Raw genomic sequence first — 17881 nt, forward strand, 5'->3', positions numbered from 1 at the left:
GGACGGGCTGAGGGGCTGTGATCACACATTCTCCAAGTCAATTTTCTAGGAGCAGCCGTTTGGCATCTCTACCGAAGTGTTTCAAAGGGGGTGAGAAGGTCATGTCGTAGCCTAGGTCGAACCGCTATGAACGTGTGAAAGGAGGCAATCTGATGAACGGGTCTTGGCCAGCGCTCGAGGGCATATCCGGCAACCGAGGATTGCGTGTCGTCAGCGCTGACAGCGGCGTTCTACATTGCCCTCCCTTGCTCCAAGAAGTTGAAGCGAGGTCGATCACGTGTACAAAAAGAGAGTGTGGACAATGTCCACACTTTCCGCTTCGGACTGTCTCGTACACCTACCGGTCTGGCCCGGTTTCCGCATGTTTCCGCCACTTCCCAGCAATGACAAGGCCTGGAATCCCGTTCGAGTCCCACTTCGGGCACGGCATGCCCCTTAACGGAGCACGACGGCGGGAGGTACCCTCCCGCCGTCGGCCTCGTTCAACCATATGCGCCGCATTGTCGGTACGGCGCTCAGCCTTCAAGCTTGGAATGCTCGCCCAGACGATGCCATGAACGGTTGTGGTAGACCAGAGCGTCGCCGGGTTCGCCTGCTCCAACATCACGCATCACGCGGGACTCCAGGGCGTGAACGGCGATGATGGTGGAGGTCCCCACCTCCATGCGATTGATGACGGCGCAGCGCACCCAGGCGCGGGCATCGTCATAAACCGCTTCGCCGGTTGCAAGGGCCGACCAGCGGTGCGTCTGGTCAAAGCGGTCGGCGCCGGGGGTCGCTCCAAACTTCGCCAAATGGACGTCGTGCGCGTCCAGCAGGTGCACCACAACGGTTTCGGCCCGCGACAGCACCTTGGACGCTGAGGAAAGTGCCGAGACTGAGAAAATCAGCAGCGGCGGATCCGCACTCACTGACACCACCGACGACACCGTCAGGGCCACCGGTCCTTCGCCGGCGTCGGCCGTGATGACGGCGACTCCGCCCGGGTGGCCACGAAACAGTGCCTTGAATTCGTCGGCCGAGAGGGACTGTGGGAAGGTTCTCTCCTGAGTCCCAAGCCATGTGTCGGTGGGATAGGCGTGAAACATCGCTAAGACGCCTTGGGGGTGGAGCGCTCGAGTTCCTCGCGAACGATTCGCGTCCCTGCGCTGAGGGCACTCAGTTTGGCCAGGGCGACATCGCGGGGGAACGGTGCCATACCGCAGTTGGAGCTGGGGATGAGCTTGTCCGCATCAACGAACTGCAGTGCCTTGCGGAGGGTGTCGGCCACTTCCTCCGGGGTTTCGATGGTCTCGCTTGCCACGTCGATCGCCCCGAGCATGACCTTCTTGCCGCGCAGGAGCTCGATGAGGTCCATGGGCACATGGGAGTTCTGGGATTCCAGCGAAATAATGTCGATGCTGGAGTTCTGGAGCAGCGGGAACGTTTCCTCGTACTGCCGCCACTGTGAGCCGAGCGTCGCCTTCCAGTCAGTGTTCGCCTTGATCCCGTAGCCGTAACAGATATGCACGGCGGTTTCGGCACGCAGTCCCTCTGCCGCCCTCTCAAGCGCAGCTACACCCCAGTCCTTTACTTCATCGAGGAAGACATTGAACGCGGGCTCGTCGAACTGGATGATGTCCACGCCGGCCGCCTCCAGCTCTTTCGCTTCTTGGTTGAGGATCGCAGCGAACTCCCAGGCCAGCTTCTCGCGGCTCTTGTAGTGGTCATCGAAAAGAGTGTCCACCATGGTCATGGGGCCGGGGAGGGTCCACTTGATCGGCTTGTCGGTGGTTGCGCGGAGGAACTTCGCGTCGTCAACGAATACCGGCCGCTCGCGGCGCACCGGTCCGACGACGGTCGGCACGCTCGCGTCGTAGCGGTCGCGGATGCGCACGGTCTTGCGCTGTTCAAAGTCGACGCCGCTGAGGTGCTCGATGAAGGTGGTGACGAAGTGCTGGCGGGTTTGTTCGCCGTCGCTGACGATGTCGATACCGCGTCGGCTCTGCTCGTGGATGGCAATGCGCAGCGCATCCTGCTTGCCCTCGATCAGCGTATCTTCGTCCAGCTTCCACGGGGACCAAAGTGTCTCCGGCTGTGCGAGCCACGATGGTTTTGGCAGGCTTCCAACAACGGTGGTGGGCAAAAGTGTGTTCATGATTGACGTTTCTCCGTGGGTCAGTTGACGAGGGCGGGGTATTTGGCGGTCCACTGGTCCAATAGATCCTTGTGGGGCGTGATGAAGTGTTCCTCCGTGTACTTCGCCTGAATGACCGCGAGCTGACTGCGCTCGACGCGGTCGTAATCGATCTGGGTCCGCGAGTAATCCTGCTCTCCCAGGCTCGGCTGATAGACGACGGCGGCGGCGGAGTTCGCGTTGTAGACCTCCGGGCGGTAGATCTTCTGGAATGTCTCCATGGTGCTGATCGTGCCGATGAGCTGCAGGTTGGAGTAGTCGTTGAGCAGGTCGCCGCGGAAATAGAAGGCGAGCGGCGCTACGCTGCCGCGTGGCATGAAGTAGCGAACCTGCAGCCCCATCTTCGCGAAGTACGCGTCCGTCAGCGAGAAATCGTCCTGCTGGTACTCGACGCCCAGGACTGGGTGACGGTTCTCCGTTCGCCGGTACGTCTTGCTCGTGGAGACGCTGATGCACACCACTGGCGGCTGCGGGAAGCGTTCCTGGCATGCCGGGGAATCGAGGAATTGCTGGAACAATTTGCCGTGCAGATCGCCGAAGTCCGCGGGAACAGTGGGCTTGCCTGAGGCTGCTGACGCCGCTGGCAGTACGACGCTGAAGTCGAAGTCACGGACGTAGGAGGAGAAGTTGTTCCCGACGATTCCGTGGTGGCGGACCCCATTCAGCTGGTCGACGATCTGGATGTCGAGAACCTCAAACAGGGGGAACTGCTGATCCGTACCTTCGGCAGTGAACTCAATCTGCACGGAAACGATCTCAAGCTCGAGGGTGTAACGGTCTCTGTCCGGGTTGTCCCAACTTGCGAGATCATTGAAGCGGCGCCGAATCATGGTCAACGCGTTGCGCAAGTTCTCTTGGCGGTGCTCGCCGCGTGCCAGGTTGGCGAAATTGGTGGTGATGCGGGAGCCTTCCGAGGGGGAGTAGTCCTCGTTGAAGGGGGTGGTGGTGATGCTGAAGGTGAAGTCGTCTGCCATGTGCTGCCAATCCGTTGATGGGCCGGAGACGGCCTTTCAGAAGGTGATGTCTCTATGGTGCAGCCTTCCGAGGGGTATCAAGTAACTAGTGGTTACTATGCATTCATATAGACTTTTCCTATGGCCCAGATTTCGAGCGGATTGACCCTGCAGCAGCTCCGTTACTTCATAGAAGTTGCAGCTGAGGGGTCGATCTCCGCGGCCGCCGATCTTCTCTACGTGGCGCAGCCGACAATGTCCGCCGCGATGAAGGACCTTGAGGCCCGGGTTGGCCGCGCGCTTCTGGTTCGCTCCGCCCGCGGAGTCACCCTCACCGCCGACGGGGTGGAGTTCCTTGGCTACGCGAGGCAGGTGGTGGAGCAGTTCGCCCTCCTCGAGCAGCGATACCTTGGCAGGCCACCGCGGCGACGTCTGCTCGGGGTGTCAACGCAGCACTACTCGTTCGCGGTGGACGCCTTCGTCCGGATGGTCAAGGCCACTGATGTGGCCGAATACGAGTTCTCACTGCGTGAGTCCCGCACCTGGGACATCATTGAGGATGTCCGGACGCTCCGCAGCGAGATAGGGATCCTCTACCGGAACGATTTCAACCGGAAGGTCATCGACAAGCTGCTCCGGGAATCAGGGCTCGCCTTCAATCCGCTTTTCCTCGCCGATCCGCACATTTTCATTTCCAGGAGGAATCCGCTCGCCTCGAAAAAACGGGCGACCCTCGACGACCTCGCCGGCTTGCCGCGGCTGACCTTCGATCAAGGGGCGAACAACTCTTTCTACTTCGCCGAGGAGATTCTCTCCACCTTGTCCAGCAAGCAGGAGATCCGGGTATCGGACCGTGCCACGATCTTCAACCTCATGATCGGGCTCCACGGCTACACCATATCGACCGGCATCATCAGCGGGCAGCTCGACCCGGAGATCGTCGCCATCCCGCTTGACGTAGACGAACGCATCGAAATCGGCTGGATTGGTCACGCCGCCATTCCGCTGACCGACCAGGCGCAGCGCTACCTGGGGGAATTGCGGACCGTCGTCGCTGAGTTCGGCGTGGCGCTTCTCGACTGAGCGGTCCAGCCGCATGCTCCGGGCAATTCCGTGCCTTCAAAGGCAGCGCACAGGTTCGCCACAGCGGTACCTTTGATCAGTGGTTCAGGCTTAAGTCAGTCCTAAAACCCAGTCATGTGAGGCATCATGAGCAGCAGAATTCCTAAACCTGAGTACACACCCAATGGTCCCGTCTATGAGGGGCGGGCGCTCCATCGCCTCGACGACGAAGTGGTGGATCAAGGCGTTGCCTTCGACATTGGAACGCTGGTAAGCCGACGTTCTCTCCTGGGAATTTTCGGAGCCGGAGTGGGCGCGGCTGCCCTTGTTGCGTGCTCGCCCGGCGGAACAGGCAGCGCTGCCAGTCCGAGCGCCACCGCAAGTGCCACCGCAACTTCCACGGCGAGCGGCACGGTCCTGTCCGAGATCCCCGACGAGACCGCAGGCCCCTACCCGGGTGATGGTTCCAACGGCGCGGATGTTCTTGAACAGTCGGGCATCGTGAGGAGCGACATCCGCTCCAGCATCGACGGCGGGACGTCAGCGTCCGGGGTTCCGATGACGCTCACCCTGACGGTCCTCGATATGGCCAACGGCAATGTCCCCTTCAAAGACGCTGCGGTCTACGTGTGGCATTGCGATGCTGCCGGAGGCTATTCGATGTACTCCCAGGGAATTCAGAACGAAACCTACCTCCGCGGAGTGCAGGTGGCGGACGCCGACGGGAAAGTCACCTACTCGTCCATCTATCCGGCCTGTTACACGGGACGTTGGCCGCACATCCACTTCGAGGTGTACCCCGCTGTGGGTGACATCACCGATTCATCAAAGGCAATCGCAACGTCCCAGGTAGCCCTGCCGCAGGACATCAGCGAAACGGTCTATGCGCTGTCCGGATACGCGGGCTCCAGCTCGAACCTTGCCCAAGTGAGCTTGACCTCCGACAACGTCTTTGGCGATGACGGGGGAGCCCTGCAGCTCGCGCAGGTTACCGGAGACTCCGCTTCCGGCTACGCCGTGGCGCTCACCGTTGGGGTGGACACATCGACAACTCCGGCCGCGGGCGGTGCCCCCGGCGGGGGAATGCCGCCTGGCGGTGGTGGGCCGGGAAGTGTCAGCCCTCGGTGAGGCCCAGGGTGTAGACCACCAGTTGGACCTTTGGTGCTGGGCGCGGTTTCTCCCGCTCGGGTCGTCTGACGTAACCGAGCCGCCTGTAGAGGCGTTGGGATGTTTCGTTGTCGACGGCGGTATCCAGCACCACGCGCTCGGCACCTTGACCTGCGGCAAGGCGTGCGGACTCGTCCAGGAGTTTTTGGCCAAGACCCGTTCGGCGCGCCTCCGGGAGCACGGCCAACAGCCTCAACTCCACTTCGCCTTCCTGCGCCTGCCTGCTGAGGTAGGAGCCGAACGGCAGAAGGCTGGCAGTGCCCACCAGGCGTCCGGTCTCCACGTCCTCGGCAACCAGCAGCACGCCTTCCCGGGCCCTGGCCGCGGCATCCAGCAAGAGTTCCAGACGCTGTTCGTCGGGCTGGCGCGCGCCGGGGAGGTGATGGCCGAAGCCTTCGTACGTCAGCCGCCCCACGGCGTCGTACTCCTCGGGGCGGGCGTGGCGAATCAGGTGGGTGCCGGTGGCGACTATCTGTTCCGTGGTCATGATTGTCCTTTCGGCTGCGGATGAAGTCCGAGGTGCGATTTCAGGGTGGTGCCCGTGTACTCAGTGCGCGCCAGGCCGCGTTCCTGAAGCAGAGGGATGACGCCGCTCGCGAAGCGTTCCAGGTCCTGGGGCAGGAGGGAGAACATGAGGTTGAAGCCGTCCGCGGCGCCTTCGGCGTGCCAGCGTGCCAAGGAGTCGGCCACATGGTGCGGGGTCCCGATGAAGTCGTGATTCCGTTTGTCGCCCGTGAGGATCGAGTAGAGGTCCTTGAGCGTGACCTCATCCTCCCGGCCGTGGATTTGCTCCCCGGCCGAACGGAAATCCGTCCTGGGCTGCGTGATGGTGGGAATGCCGGATTGGGCTACGGTGGCATCTGCTCCGAGCCCCGTGAAGTCCAACTGGCCGGCGAAGTATTCCTGCAGGAAATCCAGCACCTGCTGATCGGTGATGAGGCTGTCCAGCTCCCGGATGCGTTCCAGAGCTTCGTCCCGGGTGTCCGCCACAACCGGGGAGATGGCCTGGTAAACGTAGAGTTCGTCGGGATTCCGGCCGAAAGCCTTCGCCTGAGCCCGGACGGACTCCCGGTACTGCCGCGCTTGCGGAACGTCGGGGTGGCTCGCGAAGAGGGCGTTGGCGAAGCGGGCCCCCAGCTTCTGGCCGGGGACGGATGTTCCTGCCTGGGCCAGCAAGGGGGAGTGCTGCGGGGAGGGACCGATGTTCAGCGGCCCGGCGACCTTGAAGAATTGGCCCTGATAGTCCAGCCGGCTGAGTTTGCGCCGGTCAAAGAAGCGTCCTTGCGCTTTGTTGTAGAGGAAAGCGTCCCTATCCCAGGAATTCCAGAGCCCTTGGGTGACCTCCACGAACTCTTCAGCGCGGCGGTAGCGGAGGCTGTGGTCGAAGTGCTCATCGGCGCTGAAGTTGCCGGCCGTGCTGTTGGTGAGGTCCCGCGTGGTGACGATGTTCCAGCCAACGCGGCCGCCGCTGATGTGGTCCGCCGTGAGGGCAGCGCGGGCAAAGTTGAAGGGCTCGTCATAGGACGTGGAGGACGTGGCGATGAGGCCGATGTTGCTGGTGACCGCGCCAAGGGCCGTGACCAAGCCTATGGGGTCAAACCTGTTGAGGATGCCCGGATTGGACGTCTCGTCGATCGCGAGGGAGTCGCCCAGGAAGATCGCGTCGAATTTAGCGTTCTCGGCAGTCTTGGCGAGCTGTACCTGGTGGGCGAAGTCGATGCTCGCCGGAGGGAACGCTGTCTCGTGTCGCCATGAAGCCAGGTGGATGCCGGTGCCCACGAGGTAGGCGAAGAAATGGATCTGCTGGCGCTCACGGATAAGTGTCTGGTTCACGTGCTACTTGCTCTTCTTGATGGCTGCTTCTTCGGCAGTGAGGACTTCCTGCAGCTTGGCTGCTGTCCAGTCAGCCTTGAACTGAAGGTTGCCGTCGTTCAGCTTGGTCACTGAGGATTCAACCTCGGGGGAGTGGTACGCATCCACGATCTTCTTCCACGTGGGATCGTCCTTACGGTCCGCTTTCACCACGAAGCCGTTGATGTAGGGTGCCAGGGATTCCGAGTTCAGGTCTTCCTTGAAGATGATCTTCTCGTCGCCCAGGCCGCCCTTCTGTGCCTGCGTGTTGTTGACTACGGCAGCGTCAGTTGTTCCTTTGAGCGCATTAACCGTCTGGTTGCTGTCCACCGGGACAACCTTGATCTTGCTCGAGGTGATCTCAGCCGGGGTGGACAGGGAGTTGCCGCCATCCTTGAGCTGCAGCAAGCCGGCGGTCTGCAGGTTCAACAGTGCACGGGCCTGGTTGGTGGGGTTGTTGGGGATGGCAACCTCAGCGTCGGCTGGCAGCTCCTCCACGGACTTGAACTTCTCCGAGTACAGCGCCAGCGGGTAAACGGCCGTGGCGCCCACCGGAACCAGGGTGCCGTTGCTGTTGACGTTAAATTGCGACAGGTACTTCAGGTGCTGGAACAGATTGATGTCCACCTGGCCCTGCTGGGTTGCCGTGTTGATCTGTGCGCCATCGGTGAAATTCTTAACCTCGAGATCAATGCCCTGATCCTTCAGCTTGTTCTTCAGGATGGTCCAGTGTTCCTCGGCACCATCGTCGACGCCGATGACCACCTTGGTGTTGCCAGAGGCTGTGGAACCACTTGACGCACCCCCGCATGCCGAGAGCGATAGGGCGGCGATCAGGCCGACGGCGGCGACTAACAGGCGGTTCTTCATGATGCTTCTCCGAACAAAGGGTCTTGATGCGAATGGAAGGTTCAGGGTGTTCCCCCGGCCCACGCTAGGCACGGTGGATGGTCTGAATCGAATGCCTCCGCAACACTCCGACGCGCACCGTCAAGGGAAGAAACCGCAGGTCACAGGGGGTCATTGGGTTCGATGGGCTGGCTTCCGCGCTGTTGGAATGGGCATTCAAACAACCCCAAAGGAGGCTCCGGTGAGCGCGATCGTTTCCCTGCGCGGAGTCAGCAAGCTGTTCCCGGTCCAAGGAAGCAAGCGCGGCCAACGCGCCGAAGCAGTGAAGGCCGTCAATGACGTCACCTTGGACATTGAAGAGGGCACGGTAGTAGGCATTGTGGGATATTCCGGTGCCGGAAAATCCACGCTGGTCCGCCTGCTCAACGGCCTGGAACGTCCCACCGAGGGCCAGGTTTTCGTCAAGGGCCAGAACATCTCCTCGCTCCCCGAAGGCCAGTTGCGCACAGTCCGTGCCGGCATCGGCATGATCTTCCAACAATTCAACCTCCTGAAGTCCCGCACCGTCTTCGGAAACGTCGCGTATCCGTTGAAGGTGGCCGGCTGGCCTAAGGACAAGATCAAGCCGCGCGTGGAGGAGCTTCTTGAGTTCGTGGGCATCGCGGACAAGGCAGGCTCCTACCCTCGCCGGCTCTCCGGCGGACAGCAGCAACGCGTGGGCATTGCCCGTGCGCTGGCAAACGCCCCGGACATCCTCCTCGCCGACGAAGCCACCAGCGCCCTGGACCCCGAAACCACCCGAGACGTCCTCCGCCTGCTCCGGCGCATCAACAAGGAACTCGGCACCACCGTTGTGGTGATCACCCACGAGATGCACGTGGTCCGCGAAATCTGCGACACGGTAGTGATGATGGAATCCGGCCGGGTAGTGGAAGCCGGACCCACCTACTCCGTGTTCGCCGACCCCCAGAGTGACTCCACCCAGCGTTTCGTCTCCACGGCCGTCCACGGCACTCCGGGATCGGACACCGTCAGCCGGCTCGCCGCCGCGCACCCGGGCCAGCTTGTCTCCATTGGCATCTCCGAGGCAGCGCCCACGCCTCTCGTGGCGGCCACGTTTGAGCGCCACGGCGTGGGATCCAGTGTGGTGTTCGGGGGCGTCACTGAGATCCAGAATAAGATCCTGGGCACACTCACGTACGAGCTCACAGGCAGCGATGCCGCGATTGACGCCGCGCTCGCCGAGCTAGGTGACGTTGCCGCCGTCGAACGTCAATTCCCGACGGCGGCCCCCGCCGATAGTGCCGTTCCGCACCTTCCCGTCCCCGCGAACGCAGGAGAATAGCCATGACCGACTGGACAACCCTCCTGCCCGTCCTGGGCGAATCCTTCCAACAGACCATCTACATGGTGGTCATCACCGTCCTGCTCAGCGGCATCGCCGGACTGGCGTTGGGCGTCACCCTCTACGCCACCAGGCCCGGAAACCTGTTCGCCAATAAGGCCGTCTTCTCGTTCCTGAACTTCCTGGTGAACATCATCCGGCCCATCCCGTTCATCATCTTCATCACGGCCATTGCGCCGCTGACCTTGATCATCATGGGCACCACTATTGGCACTACTGCCGCGATCCTGCCCATGGCGCTGATGGCCGGTGTGGTGATTGGGCGGGTAGTGGAGCAAAACCTGGTGGCGTCCGATCCCGGTGTGGTGGAGGCCGCCCGGGCCATGGGTGACAGCCGGCTGCACATCCTGTGGTCCGTGGTGATTCCCGAGTCGCTGGCACCGCTGATCCTAGGCTATACGTTCATGATCATCGCGATCGTGGACATGTCCGCCATGGCCGGGTACATCGGCGGCGGCGGACTGGGAAACTTCGCCATCATGTACGGCTACCAGCAGTTCAACTGGGAAGTCACCCTGGTGACAGTCCTGATCATCATCGTCATGGTCCAGGCCGCGCAGTTGTTGGGTAACTTCCTGGCCCAGCGCATCCTTCGCCGCTAAGTCTTTCGGAGAATTATTATGCCTATCGAATTCCTCGGCATGGGTGCCGGCAACGACTCCACGGAGACGTCCCCTGCCACCACGCCCTTCTTCGATCCTGCGTACGCCGCCAGGATTGCGCGGATCCACGAGGACAACAACTGGGACCACGTACTTTTTGCCTACAACTCCACCACGCAGGATCCCTCAGTCCATGCGGCATGGGTCGCTGCGAACACGGAGCGAATCCAGCTGCGATTGGCACACCGGCCCAACGTCTCCCACCCGACGTTCGCCGCCCGGTCCTTCCTGACGCTGGACCACATCGCGCAAGGTCGGCTGACCGTGCACTTCATCACCGGCGGAAGCCAAGCCGACCAGGCCCGCGAGGGCGATTTCCTGGCGAAGGATGCGCGGTATGGACGGACGCAGGAGTACATGCAGATCGTTCGGCGGGCATGGTCGGGGGAGTCGTTCAGTTGGGACAGCGAGCACTACCGCTTCTCGGATTTCGCATCGGGGGTGGGGCCCTTTGCCGGCAAGCGTCCGGGCATCTCCTTTGGCGGGTCCTCCGAGGCTGCGTGGTCTGTGGGCGCCGCCGAGGCGGACATCTATGCCTTGTTTGGTGAGCCGCTGGCCGACGCCGCGTCGCAGCAACAGCAGATCCTCGCGCGGGCTGCTGCTGTTGGGCGGACTGAGCCGTTGCGCTGGCAGATCGCGTTTCGGCCCATTGTTGCAGCGACTGATGAGCTCGCGTGGGAGAAAGCGCACGCCATCCTTGGAACGTTTGAGGCCCGACGGTCTGCTGGTGAAGTCATTGATCCTGTGCGTCACTACACGGTCAAGGCCGAAGCAGCCGGCACCCAACGGCTTCTGGCCGCCGCGGAACGTGGCGACCTCCACGACCGCGCCCTCTGGACGGCCCTCGCCAAAGCCGCGGGTGGCGGTGGAGGAAGCGCGACGGCGTTGGTCGGCTCCTACGACACCGTCACTCAGGCGATCCTGGACTATCACGACCTCGGGTTCGAGATTTTCGGCCTCCGCGGTTACGACTTCGTCCCGGATGCACTGGAGTTTGGCCAGCACGTCATTCCGCAGCTGAAGCAGGAGGTGGCGCATCGCGAGCAGGGCCGCACCGCCGAGGAACTCCGGGCGGGCCAAGCCGCGGCCCGGGCACGGGTCCTGGCTGACGCTTCCTGACCCTCTCTCACATCCCTCGTGCTTCCCGCGGTCGCTCTCTCACGTCCCTCGTGCTTCCCGCGGTCGCTCTCTCACGTCCCTCGTGCTTCCCGCGGTCGCTCTCTCACGTCCCTCGTGCTTCCTGTGAACGCTCTCTCACGTCCCTCGTGCTTCCCGCGGTCGCTCTCTCACGTCCCTCGTGCTTCCCGCGGTCGCTCTCTCACGTCCCGCGTGCTTCCCGCGGTCGCTCTCTCACGTCCCGCGTGCTTCCCGCGGTCGCTCTCTCATGTCCCGCCTTCCTTTCAGTCGCCATGCCACCCGGCATTCCCAGTCGACAGCCGGATCCACCGATAAGCGAACAGTCCCCCCGATGCTTTCGTCATTCTCGATGTGAGAGAGGGTTTGGTTGAAGGGGGTGGGATGTGAGAGAGGGTTTGGTTGATTGGTGTGGGATGTGAGAGAGCGTCGGGGTTAGGGGATGGTGGCGGAGATTCGGCCGTCCACCAGAACCGCGATGCCCTCCGGGGTCGCACCAGCACCGGTTTCTGGGTGCGCGGCGGCTCCAGCCTCCGATGCTGGCAGTCCCGCGGCAACCGTACGGTACGGGATACCAGCGGTGACCGCCGGCGAGGCAGGCTCAACATCAGCCAGTGAACGAAGGGTCACCACTCCCACTACTTCGCGGGGGTGAACCGTCCCGAAGCTCTGGCCCCGGTCCAGGACAAGGAACACCGGCTCGTTCGGCGCCACTCCCCGGGAGTGAAGTTCGACGACGGCCTCCGCCGCAGTCAGGCCACTCGCCACCAGATGGACCCCGGCAGGCGCAGCGGTGAGAAGCGAACGGATGGTTCCTTCCGGCGTCGTGGGTTCCAGAAAGCCGAGCGAGGTGAGCCAGTGGTCGTCGAAGTAGGTGGAGAGGTAGTTCCGGCCTGAGTCCGGCAGGACCACCACGATGGTGTGCTCCTCGTCCAAGGTTTCGGCGAGGTTCAGGGCTGCTGCCAGGGCGGTCCCGCCGGTGGCACCGATGAGGAGTCCTTCTTCGCGGGCTGCACGGCGGGCGGTGAAAATGGCGTCGCGATCGCTGACGCTGATGTATTTGTCCACCAGCGCGGTGTCGAACGCCTCGGGCCAGATGTCCTCCGTGGATGCAGGGTGGAGGGGATGGCCGGCGCCCTCCGTGTATTTGAGCGAACCGTTGCCACCGCCGTAGCGCGAGTGCTCGGGGTCAGCGGCGATGACCTGCACTAGTCCGTCGCTGACCTGCTTCAAATACCGGCCGGTTCCGCTGATGGTTCCGCCGGCCCCGACGCTGGCCACAAAGTGGGTAACCGACCCCGCGGTGTCGGCCCAGATCTCCGGACCGGTACCTTCCCAATGCGCCGCAGGGTTGGCCGGGTTGTCGTACTGCAGCGCGAGCCAGGCCCCGGGAGTGGAGGCAGCGAAGGCCGCGGCCCGATTGGCCAGGTGGCCGGGATCGGAGCGCGGAACGAAATCGGCCACCAGATGGACCTCGGCTCCGAAAGCATACAAGAGGCGGATTTTTTCCGCAGCCGTGGCCGCCGGAGCGAAGATCACCGAGCGATACCCCAGTTGCGCGGCCACCAAGCTCAGGCCGATGCCGGTGTTGCCGCTGGTTCCTTCCACCACGGTCCCGCCGGGCGTTAACAAACCGGCCCGTTCTGCGGCGCGGATCATGGAAAGTGCTGCCCGGTCCTTCACGCTCCCGCCAATGTTTTGGAACTCGAGTTTCGCGTAAATACGGGGCCGGACACCTTCGCCCAGGCGCTTCAGCCGAAGCAGGGGAGTGCCGCCGATTGCCTCCAGGACTGATTCATACACGGTCATGCGGCCCACGCTAGGACGTGGCCATCGCCCCATAAAAAAGCGTTTCCCGCCGCGTCGTTCCGTGACTGCATCGTCGGCGAACACGAACCAAAGGGTCATAAACAAGTCACCTGCGGTAACCCGGATTAACGCCCCTTAACCGGGTGTCTCGCGATGCCCGGCCCCCGGGACAACCCGCCTAGAGTCCACAATCATGGGCCACGGAAATCACGCTAAACGTTCCGCCCTCTGGCTTTGCCTGGGTGCCGGATTCATCACGCTGCTGGACCAGTCCATGTTCGTCCTGGCCGTTCCCGCGATGTCAGCTTCCCTCCACGCCGACTCCGGGTCCGTGCAGTGGATCCTGGCGAGCTACTCGCTGGCGTTCGGCGTCGCATTGGTTCCCGCCGGCAGGCTGGGCGACATCGTCGGGAGGCGCACGCTTTTCATCGCCGGTATTGCCGTTTTCGGGGCATCCAGCCTGGTGGGTGGACTGGCCACCGACCCCTCGCTGGTCATCATTGCCAGGCTGCTCCAAGGACTCGGCGCGGGCACACTGAATCCGCAGGTTCTCGGACTCCTGCAGGACATCTATCAGGGACACGACCGCGCGAAGGCCTTGGGCGCCTACGCCGCCGCGGGTGGTTCCGCTGCAGTATGCGGACCACTGATCGGGGGGCTCGTCCTCTCACTGGGCGACCCCGCGATCGGATGGCGGATCCTGTTCCTGGCGAACGTTCCCTTGGTGCTGATCCTGGTGCCACTTGCTTTCCGGCTCATCCCGCGGCCGGCAGGCAAACACCCCGGAAACGCCAAGCCGTCCATCGACATCTTGGGCGCGCTGCTGCTGGGCGGAGTGGTGGTGGCATCACTCATTCCCACCATCTACGGCGCCGGCACCATTGCTGTGACGTCGCTGGCTGTCGGTGCCGGTGCGCTCCTCGCCTTCGCCGGCTGGGAGATCCTGTACCACCGGCGTGGCCGAACCCCGTTGCTCAGTGCATCGCTGGCGAAATCCAAGGGTTACGCACTGGGCACAGTGGTGGCACTCTGCCAGTTTGGCGTCGGTGCCGGAATGGCGGCCGTGACCGCCTTCTATTTCCTCTCCGGAACCGGGATGGCTCCCTTGGCTGCCGCAGCGATCCTTGCGCCGCAAGCCGCCGGCATGCTGCTGGCGTCCAGTTTCAGTTGGCGTTTCGTGGCCCGGTACGGGCGGGCCGGGATCGTCTACGCGCTTCTCGGCAGTCTGGCCTGCCTGATTGCCAAGGACCTTTTTGTGCAGGGGCTCGACGGCGGAAAAGCGGCCCTTGCGGTTGCCGCCGTCGGGCTTCTCCAAGGTGTGGCAACAGGCCTGGTGGTTGCACCGAACCAGACACTCACCCTCGCCCATGCGCCCGTGGGCGCCGCCGGAGTGGCCGCAGGGTTCTACCAACTCAGCCAGCGGTTCGCTGCCGCGCTTTGCTCAGCCGCGGCAGCCGGAATGTTCCTTCAAGCACAGGGCGCGGCCACCGGCCAAGCTTCCAAGAACGCCTTCCACCAAGGCATCGTCATGTGCTGCATCTTGCTGGGTGTCGCCTTGCTCGCCGGCGGAATCGACTGGCTGCGCGAGGCGCGGGACCGCACAAAGACGAGTGCCGTCGTCGTGACTTCCGGGAGGGAAGCCGCGACGACGGCGGTGGTGCTGGCGCCGGAAGGCCCGACGGCGGCAGGTACTCAGCGTTCGGAAGTCACCGATTCGTTGGACGCCTGAGTAGTGGCGGCGGGCGGTGCCGTTTCGACGGGCGGTGCGGTGGGTCCGGTGGTGGGGACGCCGGCGTTGCGGAGGGCCGGGAAGCCGCCGTCCACGTGGACAGCGTTGGCGTAGCCGAGAACCTGGAGCTTCTGCGCGACGGGTCGTGAACCGTTTACAGAGCCGCAGAACACCACGATCTTCTGGTCCTTGCCGGTGACCTGGGGCAGCCGGTGGGCGGATTCAAGGCTGAAGTCCTCCTCCACGTGCTCGCGGTTCACCACCACAGCGCCGGGGACTGCGCCGGTGCTGGCGCGGCCGCCTTCGCTGCGGACATCGATCAGCAGGGCGCCTTCTTCGATGAGCTTGGCGGCGGCATCGGCGGTGATCAGCTGGGTGTCCTGGACGGGTTCCCGGACTGTGGTTTCGATGGACATGGTGCTCCCTTATATAGGTGGTGGTTGGAAAATCGGAAAAGCTAGAGACCCCATACCTCGGCCAGCAGCTGGTAGGAGTTCTGCCGGTCGGCGGGATCATGGGCAATGGTGGTGATGAGAAGTTCCTGGGCACCCGTGGCCCGCTGCAAAGTGCGGAGTCCTTCGCTGACCTGGTGGGGGTCACCCACGAACCGTGTGTCCAGGCGATCCTTGATGAGCTCCCCGGCTTCGGCGTCCAAGAAAAGCTCCAGCGCATCCTCCGGTGACGGGTACGGGATGGCACCCTGGCCGCTGCGGATCCCGTAAACCCACTGGGCGTAGCCGCGGGCCAGGCGCTGGGCCTGGCGTTCGTCCGGAGCCACCAGCACGTCCGCAGAGACGATCACATGCGGTTCCGGCAAAGCCGCGGAGGGTTCGAAGTGAGCCCTGTACTCGGCGATGGAGTCCAGAACCCCCGCCGGTGCCACGTGGTAGTTCGCGCCGAAGGGGAGGCCCAACTTGCCGGCCAACCGTGCACTGGGTCCGGCTGTTGAGCCGTGGACCCAGAACTGCGGCGCTTGGCCGAGGGCGGGTGTAGCCGTGACTTCCTCGCCGTGTTTGGTCCTGTACTCGCCGGTGAAAAATCCGATGATGTCCTGGATGTCGTTCTCGAAGTTGTCCGTGTCCCCGGGGAAGCGGCCCAGCAGTTCACCCTGCAGCCGGAACTTCCTGGGCAGGACAGCGCCGAAGATGGGGCGCGGCGCGGGGATCAGCAGTCCGTCAACCACTCGATCGGTGGGCTCCGAAGAGTCAGCGGGTACCACTCCCGGAGCCGGATCGCTGGGGGATTTGGGCGGGCCGGAGCGGCCAAAGCCCAAGTCCACGCGGTCCGGGAACACGGCGGCCAGTGTTCCAATGCTCTCCGCAATCTGAAGGGGACGGTAGTTCCCCAGCAGAGTGGCAGCGGTCCCCACCCTGATGGTCTTGGTGGCGGAGGCAACCAACCCGGCCAGAATGTGCGGGGCTGACCCGGCAACGCCGGTGTTGAGGTGGTGCTCGGCCAGCCAATACCGCGAGTAGCCGGAAGCCTCGGCAGCGGCGGCAAGGGCAAGGGTGCTCCGCAGGGCATCGCCGGGAGTCTGACCGGCCGATACCGGGCTCAGGTCAAGGACGGACAGGGGAGTAACTGGAGGCTTCGGCATGGCACGACACTACGGAGCCCCGCGCAGAGGCCAAAGCCGATCCGTCACCCCGCTCAACCGGAGTAAATCCAGCGAAATCCGGCGAAACGGGCCGTCACAACCGACCCTTCCAAAACCCGAAAATGACGATTCCAGCAGCCCTTTGACGTGGTATTTCCCGCCTTGACGCCGCAAGTCCAGCGGTTTGTACATTCCTTGGACAGCCTCCTAGATTCAAGTTCAGGTCAAGAGTCAGCACGCCAAGGACCGGCTCGTGCTGCGGCAACCCTCAGGCATTACGTGGCGGGGTGCTCCGGAAACAGACCAGGCCGCATCTGCGGCAAGTGAATGTCGTCCCGGCCGCTGTGCGGCCTCTGAAAGAGAGAATCATGCCTTCCACTCCTGTACCCGAATTCCGCTCCCGCGTCATCGCGTTGGAGCTCGACGGCGGCGGCGCCCACCCAGCTGCGTGGCGCAAGGCCCACCATGATCCGCAGGCGCTCTTGGGGGGCCAACGGATCCGTGAAACTGTCCAGGCAGCGGACATCGCCGGTTTCCACGTAGCAACCTTCAAGGACACCCGCGTGGTGGACACCGAATCCACTGGAATCGCCGGACGGATCGACGCGATCCAGCGGGCAGCTTTCGCGGCACCCATCACCCGCTCCATCGGCCTGGTCCCCGAAGCCGGAACGCTCTTCACCGAGCCGTTCCATGTAGCCACGCAGCTGGCCAGCCTGGACTACTCCTCCTTGGGGAGGGCGGGTTGGCTGGTCAACGCGGACAACCTCCGTGCCGAGGCCCGTTCTGTTGGCCGTAGTCAGTTGCCGGAAGGCGAGGCAGTCAGCGAAGCCGCAGATGTGGTCCAAGCCAGCCGCCGGCTCTGGGACTCCTGGGAAGACGACGCCGTGATCCGTGACGTCGCCACCGGCCGATACGTGGACCGGGACAAGCTGCACTACGCCGACTTTGAGGGTGAGCGCTTCTCCGTCAAGGGACCGTCCATCATCCCGCGCCCACTCCAAGGGCAGGTAGTGGTGTTCGCGCCCGCCGAGCTGATTCCCGCCGTCGAAGCTGACGTTGCCTTGGTCTCGGCAGCCACCACGGACGCCCTCCCGCAAGCAGCCCAGGCAGCAGCTGCCGCGGGTGCGCCGAGGACCCTGGTGGAGCTGGACGTCATCCTCGATTCCCGTGGACAGGCAGCCGCGGGCCGTCTGGCCGAACTGGACTCGTACGAGGAATGGACAGGCGGAGCCCGCTACGTGGGCAGCGCCGAAGGGCTGGTGGAACTGCTCACCACGCTGTTCGCAGCAGCCGACGGCGTCCGCCTCAAACCAGCGGTCCTGGATGTGGACCTCCCCGAATTGGCCAACAAGGTGCTCCCCGCACTGCGCCGCACCGGGCTGGTGGTAGCGCCGGCCCCGGGAAGCACGTTGCGGGAAAGCTTCGGACTTCCCCGTCCCGTGAACCGCTTCGCCGCGGCCTGAGCTGCGCCCAGACCACACTCC

Annotated in this window: 16 protein-coding genes and 1 riboswitch; of the genes, 7 read left to right on the top strand and 9 right to left on the bottom strand. The window is 63.6% G+C overall.

Annotated elements, in window-relative coordinates; translation table 11 throughout:
• Positions 1 to 515: 515 nt before the first annotated feature.
• The 3 genes from JOE60_RS08300 to JOE60_RS08310 are packed head-to-tail and all read right to left on the bottom strand — an operon-like array spanning position 516 to position 3150.
• Positions 516 to 1088, bottom strand: a complete 573-nt coding sequence (locus tag JOE60_RS08300; protein ID WP_167267010.1) for a flavin reductase family protein — start codon at positions 1086 to 1088, stop codon at positions 516 to 518.
• A 2-nt stretch (positions 1089 to 1090) separates the two neighbouring features.
• Positions 1091 to 2137 carry a methionine synthase gene (locus JOE60_RS08305; protein ID WP_167267008.1) on the bottom strand — a complete coding sequence of 349 codons (1047 nt, stop codon included), beginning with the start codon at positions 2135 to 2137 and terminating at the stop codon, positions 1091 to 1093.
• A gap of 20 nt (positions 2138 to 2157) precedes the next feature.
• A complete protein-coding gene (locus JOE60_RS08310; RefSeq protein ID WP_167267006.1) occupies positions 2158 to 3150 on the bottom strand; it encodes a DUF1852 domain-containing protein in 993 nt (330 codons plus the stop codon).
• A 120-nt stretch (positions 3151 to 3270) separates the two neighbouring features.
• Here JOE60_RS08310 and JOE60_RS08315 point away from each other — a divergent pair, with 120 nt between their 5' ends.
• Both JOE60_RS08315 and JOE60_RS08320 read left to right on the top strand, forming a co-directional pair.
• Entirely contained in the window at positions 3271 to 4212 is a 942-nt protein-coding gene (locus tag JOE60_RS08315; protein WP_167267004.1) for a LysR family transcriptional regulator, read from the top strand.
• 126 nt (positions 4213 to 4338) lie between these two features.
• Positions 4339 to 5319 (top strand): intradiol ring-cleavage dioxygenase, encoded by a 981-nt coding sequence (locus JOE60_RS08320; protein ID WP_167267002.1) that lies wholly within the window; start codon positions 4339 to 4341, stop codon positions 5317 to 5319.
• On the opposite strand, the gene JOE60_RS08325 is transcribed toward JOE60_RS08320, so the two are convergent.
• From JOE60_RS08325 to JOE60_RS08335, 3 genes are read right to left on the bottom strand one after another with little or no spacing between them, the layout of a single operon-like run.
• Complete coding sequence (locus JOE60_RS08325; RefSeq protein ID WP_167267000.1) at positions 5306 to 5845, bottom strand: GNAT family N-acetyltransferase; 540 nt, start codon at positions 5843 to 5845, stop codon at positions 5306 to 5308. The two genes, JOE60_RS08320 and JOE60_RS08325, sit on opposite strands and share 14 nt — an antisense overlap.
• The gene (locus JOE60_RS08330) at positions 5842 to 7191 is read right to left on the bottom strand and encodes an NtaA/DmoA family FMN-dependent monooxygenase (RefSeq protein WP_204814885.1); all 1350 of its coding nucleotides are present in this window, start codon (positions 7189 to 7191) and stop codon (positions 5842 to 5844) included. The genes JOE60_RS08325 and JOE60_RS08330 overlap by 4 nt, the downstream gene beginning before the upstream one ends.
• 3 nt (positions 7192 to 7194) lie before the next feature.
• Positions 7195 to 8079 (bottom strand): MetQ/NlpA family ABC transporter substrate-binding protein, encoded by an 885-nt coding sequence (locus JOE60_RS08335; protein ID WP_167266997.1) that lies wholly within the window; start codon positions 8077 to 8079, stop codon positions 7195 to 7197.
• Between the two features lie 220 nt (positions 8080 to 8299).
• Here JOE60_RS08335 and JOE60_RS08340 point away from each other — a divergent pair, with 220 nt between their 5' ends.
• Genes JOE60_RS08340 through JOE60_RS08350 form a run of 3 tightly spaced genes read left to right on the top strand, consistent with a single transcriptional unit; the run spans position 8300 to position 11244 of the window.
• Entirely contained in the window at positions 8300 to 9403 is a 1104-nt protein-coding gene (locus JOE60_RS08340) for an ATP-binding cassette domain-containing protein (protein WP_167266995.1), read from the top strand.
• Positions 9404 to 9405: 2 nt separating this feature from the next.
• Positions 9406 to 10065 (top strand): methionine ABC transporter permease, encoded by a 660-nt coding sequence (locus JOE60_RS08345; RefSeq protein ID WP_011776065.1) that lies wholly within the window; start codon positions 9406 to 9408, stop codon positions 10063 to 10065.
• A gap of 18 nt (positions 10066 to 10083) precedes the next feature.
• Complete coding sequence (locus JOE60_RS08350) at positions 10084 to 11244, top strand: LLM class flavin-dependent oxidoreductase (RefSeq protein WP_167266993.1); 1161 nt, start codon at positions 10084 to 10086, stop codon at positions 11242 to 11244.
• Between the two features lie 450 nt (positions 11245 to 11694).
• On the opposite strand, the gene JOE60_RS08355 is transcribed toward JOE60_RS08350, so the two are convergent.
• On the bottom strand, positions 11695 to 13068 hold the full coding sequence (locus JOE60_RS08355) for a PLP-dependent cysteine synthase family protein (protein ID WP_167266991.1): 1374 nt from the start codon (positions 13066 to 13068) through the stop codon (positions 11695 to 11697).
• Positions 13069 to 13261: 193 nt separating this feature from the next.
• On the opposite strand from JOE60_RS08355, the gene JOE60_RS08360 reads away from it, so the two are divergent.
• Positions 13262 to 14797 carry an MFS transporter gene (locus JOE60_RS08360; RefSeq protein WP_167266988.1) on the top strand — a complete coding sequence of 512 codons (1536 nt, stop codon included), beginning with the start codon at positions 13262 to 13264 and terminating at the stop codon, positions 14795 to 14797.
• Here the strand turns inward: JOE60_RS08360 and JOE60_RS08365 are convergent.
• The gene (locus JOE60_RS08365) at positions 14761 to 15213 is read right to left on the bottom strand and encodes a rhodanese-like domain-containing protein (RefSeq protein ID WP_167266986.1); all 453 of its coding nucleotides are present in this window, start codon (positions 15211 to 15213) and stop codon (positions 14761 to 14763) included. The two genes, JOE60_RS08360 and JOE60_RS08365, sit on opposite strands and share 37 nt — an antisense overlap.
• A 41-nt stretch (positions 15214 to 15254) precedes the next feature.
• The gene (locus tag JOE60_RS08370) at positions 15255 to 16394 is read right to left on the bottom strand and encodes an LLM class flavin-dependent oxidoreductase (RefSeq protein WP_167266983.1); all 1140 of its coding nucleotides are present in this window, start codon (positions 16392 to 16394) and stop codon (positions 15255 to 15257) included.
• Between the two features lie 222 nt (positions 16395 to 16616).
• Positions 16617 to 16726, top strand: a riboswitch (SAM riboswitch).
• Between the two features lie 36 nt (positions 16727 to 16762).
• Here JOE60_RS08370 and JOE60_RS08375 point away from each other — a divergent pair.
• Positions 16763 to 17860 (top strand): LLM class flavin-dependent oxidoreductase, encoded by a 1098-nt coding sequence (locus tag JOE60_RS08375; RefSeq protein ID WP_167266981.1) that lies wholly within the window; start codon positions 16763 to 16765, stop codon positions 17858 to 17860.
• Positions 17861 to 17881 lie beyond the last annotated feature (21 nt).

It is taken from the genome of Paenarthrobacter ilicis, from assembly GCF_016907545.1.
In the GTDB taxonomy this organism is placed as follows: Bacteria; Actinomycetota; Actinomycetes; order Actinomycetales; family Micrococcaceae; genus Arthrobacter; species Arthrobacter ilicis.